General features: G+C 37.5%; 8 protein-coding genes. 4 read left to right on the forward strand and 4 right to left on the reverse strand.

Annotation, left to right across the window (positions count from 1 at the left end; translation table 11 throughout):
- Positions 1 to 316 (reverse strand): ATP-binding cassette domain-containing protein (locus ABI367_RS07540; protein ID WP_462230721.1); only part of this gene is annotated, 316 nt, incomplete at its 3' end.
- A 135-nt stretch (positions 317 to 451) separates the two neighbouring features.
- Here ABI367_RS07540 and ABI367_RS07545 point away from each other — a divergent pair.
- A complete protein-coding gene (locus ABI367_RS07545; protein ID WP_462230723.1) occupies positions 452 to 616 on the forward strand; it encodes a phosphatidate cytidylyltransferase in 165 nt (54 codons plus the stop codon).
- A gap of 86 nt (positions 617 to 702) precedes the next feature.
- Positions 703 to 1,176 carry a PA2169 family four-helix-bundle protein gene (locus tag ABI367_RS07550; protein WP_462230725.1) on the forward strand — a complete coding sequence of 158 codons (474 nt, stop codon included), beginning with the start codon at positions 703 to 705 and terminating at the stop codon, positions 1,174 to 1,176.
- A gap of 67 nt (positions 1,177 to 1,243) precedes the next feature.
- Here the strand turns inward: ABI367_RS07550 and ABI367_RS07555 are convergent, their stop codons facing one another.
- Positions 1,244 to 1,429, reverse strand: a complete 186-nt coding sequence (locus ABI367_RS07555) for a hypothetical protein (protein WP_462230727.1) — start codon at positions 1,427 to 1,429, stop codon at positions 1,244 to 1,246.
- 110 nt (positions 1,430 to 1,539) lie between these two features.
- Entirely contained in the window at positions 1,540 to 1,731 is a 192-nt protein-coding gene (locus ABI367_RS07560) for a hypothetical protein (RefSeq protein WP_462230729.1), read from the reverse strand.
- Between the two features lie 261 nt (positions 1,732 to 1,992).
- Here ABI367_RS07560 and ABI367_RS07565 point away from each other — a divergent pair, with 261 nt between their 5' ends.
- Both ABI367_RS07565 and ABI367_RS07570 read left to right on the forward strand, forming a co-directional pair.
- A complete protein-coding gene (locus ABI367_RS07565; protein WP_462230733.1) occupies positions 1,993 to 2,457 on the forward strand; it encodes an RNA polymerase sigma factor in 465 nt (154 codons plus the stop codon).
- 12 nt (positions 2,458 to 2,469) lie between these two features.
- Positions 2,470 to 3,567, forward strand: a complete 1,098-nt coding sequence (locus ABI367_RS07570) for a S1C family serine protease (protein WP_462230731.1) — start codon at positions 2,470 to 2,472, stop codon at positions 3,565 to 3,567.
- A 140-nt stretch (positions 3,568 to 3,707) separates the two neighbouring features.
- Here ABI367_RS07570 and ABI367_RS07575 read toward each other — a convergent pair whose 3' ends face one another.
- The gene (locus tag ABI367_RS07575; protein ID WP_462230735.1) at positions 3,708 to 4,832 is read right to left on the reverse strand and encodes an NADH-quinone oxidoreductase subunit D; all 1,125 of its coding nucleotides are present in this window, start codon (positions 4,830 to 4,832) and stop codon (positions 3,708 to 3,710) included.
- Between the last annotated feature and the right edge of the window lie 249 nt (positions 4,833 to 5,081).

Genomic DNA, 5,081 nt, shown 5'->3' on the forward strand with positions numbered 1-5,081 from the left:
AATCGGATGAGTTAAAGCGCTGCTGGTAATAAAACTCGGTAGTGTTTGATAAGTTCCTGAAATGATGCCTGGGCTCAACCAACGCTATAGGTTTATGTCCCGCAGATTGGGTTTGAATAAAGTCATAAGCAATTTCGCCATTGGTAACATTCAAATTGCCTGCTATAGTTTGCAGCAAGACGCTTTTGCCCGATCCGCTTTCGCCTATCAGTGCCCAGCTCTCGCCTTTATTAACTTCAAAGTTTAAATTGGTGAATATAGTGTTGTTTAAAAACCTTACGGTTATATGCTGTATTGAAACTATTGGTAGTGCCATGTAGGTGCGCCTCTGTATGTATTGCCATACAATTATAACAATCAAAAAACATAATCGATGCGTTTTTAATACGTGTTTTTGGGCTTACTGTAAAAGGCTTGATTTTTGCATATTATTTTAAAACAACTTAAAACCATGAAAAAATTAAATCTATTAGTATTCGTGTTAGCCATCATGACTTTGAGCAGCTGCTCAGTTATCACAGGTATATTTAAAGCAGGTGCTTTTGTAGGCATATTAGCTGTAGTTATTGTTATTGGCGTTATTATCTGGATTTTATCCATGTTTAGAGGAAAATAAATATTGTTTATTGAAATTAATTTATTTAAAAATTAAAACAGTTTAAAACAGGTAGGGTTATATTATTATAACAAAACATTATAACCATGGAAAACAATAAAGCAATAATCGAAAACTTGAACGATCTGGTTCAAATTAATAACGATCGTATTGTAGGCTATGAAAATGCCTTAAAGCAAATTGAGGAAGAGGAAATAAAAGAGGAAGCGGTGCATACCGATCTGCGGAACCTTTTTTTAGGTTTTATTGACGACAGCCGCCGGTTTAAAATGCAGTTAGCTAAGGAGGTACAGGTATTAGGCGCGGATGCCGAAACGGATACCAGTACCAGCGGCAAACTGCACCGTGCCTGGATGGATATTAAAACCACCTTTACAGGCCATAGCGAAAAGAGTATTTTAGAAGAATGTGAATTTGGCGAAGATGCCATAAAAAAAGCGTATGAATCTGCCCTGGAGGATGAGGATGTGCCGGTTTATATACGGGATATTTTAAATGCCCAGCTTAGTATTTTAGTAGATGCGCACGATGAAATAAAATTATTGCGCGACAGCGCTTAACAAAACCGCATAAAACAAAAAAGCTTTCGGAAACCCGAAAGCTTTTTTGTTTTGTAAAAAAATGAAATTACATTTTTTTAGTAGAATCCTTTTTAGTAGAATCAACCATTTTAGAAGAATCAGCTTTAACTGAATCAACAACTTTAGTAGAATCAACTTTAGTTGAATCAGTAGTAGCTGTAGTGCTGCTTTTGCAAGCTGCAAATGAAGTTGCGATAGCTAAAGCTAAAAATGCGAATTTGAAATTTTTCATGTTAATTTTTTTTAAAGTGACTATATAGTTTTGCTATTAATACAGTAAAAATAAAAAGGTAACCCGCTATTTGCAAAAAAAATGATTTGTTTTTGCTAAAAAACTAATAATCAGCTATAAAAAGTGTAAAAATTATTTTTTAATAGTATCAGTTTTAACGGTATCCACCTTAGTAGAATCAATTTACCTGGATATACATTGGTAGAATCAATAACTGTTTTTTCTTCTTTTTTCGGAGGGTCACAAGCTGCAAATGAAGAAATTACTAAAGCTAATGCAGCAACCTTAATTAAGTTTTTCATAATAATTTTTTTAAGTTAAATGTGCTTTTAATGCCATGATGTGATAAAAGGTAACCCTTGCCTTATTTTGATCTGTTGTAACCGTTATATTTATTTAATTTTGATTTTTCTTTGCCCCGATGGGTTACAATTTGATATAAACGGTATTAACAGTACAATAAAACATTGAAAGACACAACGCCAACCGATAGCGAAGTTATTCTTGGGATACTAAATAATTCGGAAAGTGCCTTAAAACGGTTATACGTGGCATATTTTCCAATGGTATTGCAACTTATTATAAATAATAACGGCAACGAGGATGATGCCAAGGATATTTACCAGGAGGCGATAATTGTTCTTTATAATAAAGTAAAAGCGGGTGATTTTGAATTAAGCAGTAAGCTTAAAACATATATATACTCTATATGTCGCCGTCTTTGGTTAAAAAGGCTAACCCATATTAACAGATACGGGGGTGACATAAGAGATTTTGAAGAGTTTTTACCCGCCGAAGTTGAAGGCGGAGAACTACATAATGAAAGGGACATACAGTTTGGCAAAATGAATATCGCTTTGCAACAACTGGGCGAACCTTGTAAAACCATTATGGAGGATTTTTATATCAACAACAGATCAATGCAGGAGATTTGTGAACGGTTTGGCTATACCAATGCGGACAATGCCAAAACGCAAAAATATAAGTGTCTGCAACGGCTGAAGAAATTATTTTTTCAGCAAAACTAAAGGAGTAAAACAATGAGCGAGAATCAACTTTTGGATGTAATTGAACGTTACCTTAATGGTGAAATGAGCCTGGAGGAGTTAAAGAAGTTTGAATTACTGCGTAAGGAAAGTGCCGATGTTGATGGAAAGGTGGTTGAACATCAAAATTTCACCAATCTTTTAAAGCAATATGGCGAGCGTGTTGAACTGGAAAACAGGTTGAACGCCATTCATGATGAAATTGATGTGCACAGCCTTAAAGAAAGCTTAATGGCACACCCTATATGGATTGTGCAACTATGGCGTCATCACCACTCCAAAATATCAGTTGCGGCATCTGTTGCCATATTTGCTATTTTAAGTATTATGGCTTTAACGGGCAAGTTTGATAATAATAATTCAAAAATTGTTGAATTGAAAAGCGCTAATGCCAAACTCAATCAAAAAATAGGCAGTATCAATAAATCCATAAATGATATTAAGGCCGGTAAAAATGTAGTTATAAATGATAGGGCCAGCAGCACAGGTACCGGTTTCGCCCTTACTGCTGATGGATTGATAGCTACCAATTATCACGTTATTCAAGGTGCAGATTCAGTATACATACAGAATAGCGCCGGTAAATCATTTAAAGCCAGTGTTTTATATACCGAACCTCAGCATGATATTGCCATATTGCGTGTGGTTGATGATTCATTTAACCTGAGTGCAATACCCTATACCTTTAAAAAATCAGAAAGCGATATTGCCGAGGATGTACATACCCTGGGGTATCCCAACGGAGAACAAACCTATAATAAAGGCTGGTTATCAACCAAAACAGGTTTAAATGGCGATAGCGTTCACTATCAGATATCAATTCCTACCAACCCCGGTAATAGCGGCAGTCCGTTATGGGATAGCAAGGGTAATATTATTGGTATAACTGATGCCAAGCAAGCACAGTATGAAGGCACACACTTTGCCATCAAAACAAGATATCTGCTGGATGCTATTCATAATATCCCGGCCGATTCATTACACGGTAAATCGGTTACTTTAAACAAAAAGAATACGTTAGCGGGTTTACCTGATGTTCAGCGTACACAAAAGATGAAGAAATACACCTTTATGGTGAAAGTTTATAACTAAGCATACATTACCCATCTACCTATAAAATGAAAAAGACGCTCAAGGGCGTCTTTTTTTATGGACTAAGATTTTTAGGACATAAAGATTGTAAGATGTTGGCCTTTAATCAAGACAATCCTTAAATCCTACAAATCTTAGTCCTACCTGTCAACTTCTCCTAAAACAAAATCAAGCGAACCAATTATCGCTATTAAATCAGCTATCATCACACCCTTGCCTAATTCGGGTAGTACGGAGAGGTTGTTAAAGCTTGGGCCGCGTGCTTTGGCACGGAAAGGTATTTCCGACTTTCCATCGGCAATAAAATAAAAGCCTAACTCGCCTTTGGCGCCTTCGCATCGGGTATAATAGTCCTGCGCTTTTGGGGTTATTTTTCTGGGCAATTTAGCTCGTGGATCAAACTCAGGTGTGCGTTTTAATTCATTTTGCAAACGATCAAGGCATTGATCGATCATTTTTAACGATTGCTGTATCTCGTCAACACGTACTTTATAGCGGTCCCAGCAATCGCCAACGGTGCCCATAGCCCCGGTACCTACCGGAATATCAAAATCCAATTCGGGGTAAACAGAATAGTTATCTATCCGACGTAAATCATATTTTAGCCCTGAACCACGCAATACTGGGCCGGTACAGCCATAGTTTATGGCCACATCCATAGGTAAAACGCCTACGTTAGCTGTACGGCTTATAAACACCTGGTTATCGGTAAGCAGGCGGTTCAGCTCCACCATTTTAGGTTTAAAATAGGTTACAAACTCTTTGCAGCGTTCTTCAAAACCCACCGGCAGATCATAAAATAAACCACCTATCCAAATATAATTGTATAACAGGCGCGAGCCTGATGCCCACTCCAGCATACCCATGATATGCTCTCTATCCCTAAAACACCATAAAAAGGGAGTGAATGCGCCAATATCAATACCATAAGTGCCAATAGCTATCAGGTGCGACGCGATGCGGTTCATTTCGCAAACCAGCACGCGGATATATTCAATACGTTTTGGTATATCCTTATCAATGCCCAGCATTTTTTCGACCCCCATTACCCAGGCATGGCTGTTATTCATGGATGCCAGGTAATCCATACGGTCAGTAAACGGGATAGTTTGTTGGTAGGTTAATGATTCGGCGTGTTTTTCAAAACAGCGGTGCAAGTATCCCAGATGCGGAATAACCTCTTTTACTATTTCGCCATCGGTAATCAACTCCAACCGCAAAACCCCATGTGTTGACGGGTGCTGCGGCCCCATATTCAACACCATATCCTCAACGCTGGCGGCGGAGATCTTATCTTGATATTTTTTTAAAGCTTCGGTCACTCTAATTTCGGATTTCGGATGTTCGATTTCGGATTTATTTTTTTATGTCATTTCGAACATAGTGAGAAATCTATGCACGAGATTTAATATGTATAGATTTCTCCTCGTACCTCGTTCGAAATGACAAGGTTAACTGTCTATTTTAATTCCTTTATAATACTCCGCTGTTTTATAATCTTTTCTTAATGGATA

The sequence above is a fragment of the Mucilaginibacter sp. genome, from assembly GCF_039935595.1.
In the GTDB taxonomy this organism is placed as follows: Bacteria; Bacteroidota; Bacteroidia; order Sphingobacteriales; family Sphingobacteriaceae; genus Mucilaginibacter.

What these genes read in the sequence shown, in the direction of transcription:
- ABI367_RS07545 (WP_462230723.1), top strand. Translation starts at nt 452, where the DNA reads ATGAAAAAATTAAATCTATTAGTATTCGTGTTAGCCATCATGACTTTG.
- ABI367_RS07550 (WP_462230725.1), top strand. Translation starts at nt 703, where the DNA reads ATGGAAAACAATAAAGCAATAATCGAAAACTTGAACGATCTGGTTCAA.
- ABI367_RS07555 (WP_462230727.1), bottom strand. Translation starts at nt 1,429, where the DNA reads ATGAAAAATTTCAAATTCGCATTTTTAGCTTTAGCTATCGCAACTTCA.
- ABI367_RS07560 (WP_462230729.1), bottom strand. Translation starts at nt 1,731, where the DNA reads ATGAAAAACTTAATTAAGGTTGCTGCATTAGCTTTAGTAATTTCTTCA.
- ABI367_RS07565 (WP_462230733.1), top strand. Translation starts at nt 1,993, where the DNA reads ATGGTATTGCAACTTATTATAAATAATAACGGCAACGAGGATGATGCC.
- ABI367_RS07570 (WP_462230731.1), top strand. Translation starts at nt 2,470, where the DNA reads ATGAGCGAGAATCAACTTTTGGATGTAATTGAACGTTACCTTAATGGT.
- ABI367_RS07575 (WP_462230735.1), bottom strand. Translation starts at nt 4,832, where the DNA reads ATGGTGTTGAATATGGGGCCGCAGCACCCGTCAACACATGGGGTTTTG.